We start from the raw sequence: 601 nt of genomic DNA on the forward strand, positions 1-601 counted from the left end.
GCTCCACAGTTGTCTGTAGCAGTCATTGTTGCTGCTGCAGGAACGTTAGAACATTCCACCGTTACGTTAGCTGGAGTAGCTTCTACGAAAGTAGGCGCAGTAGTATCTTGAACAGTTACTACTTGCGTAGCAGTGGTTGTGTTACCACAAGCGTCAGTAGCAGTCCATGTACGAGTCAATGTATAGTTACCTGCACAGTTACCTGCAGTAGTTACTTCGTTGAAAGTAACGTTAGCTGCTCCACAGTTGTCTGTAGCAGTCATTGTTGCTGCTGCAGGAACGTTAGAACATTCTACTGTTACGTTAGCTGGAGTAGCTTCTACGAAAGTAGGAGCAGTAGTATCTTGAACAGTTACTACTTGCGTAGCAGTAGTTGTGTTACCACAAGCATCCGTAGCTGTCCATGTACGAGTCAATGTATAGTTACTAGCACAGTTACCTGCAGTAGTTACTTCGTTGAAGGTTACCGTAGCCGCTCCACAGTTGTCTGTAGCAGTCATTGTTGCTGCTGCAGGAACGTTAGAACATTCCACCGTTACGTTAGCTGGAGTAGCTTCTACGAAAGTAGGCGCAGTAGTATCTTGAACAGTTACTACTTGCG

1 protein-coding gene is annotated in these 601 nt (G+C 45.6%); it reads right to left on the bottom strand.

Annotated elements, in window-relative coordinates:
- The coding region (locus EQG61_RS13795; RefSeq protein ID WP_449404209.1) for an HYR-like domain-containing protein at positions 1-601 on the bottom strand (601 nt) is incomplete at both ends.

The sequence above is a fragment of the Flavobacterium stagni genome, from assembly GCF_004122105.1.
GTDB classification, from domain to species: Bacteria; Bacteroidota; Bacteroidia; order Flavobacteriales; family Flavobacteriaceae; genus Flavobacterium; species Flavobacterium stagni.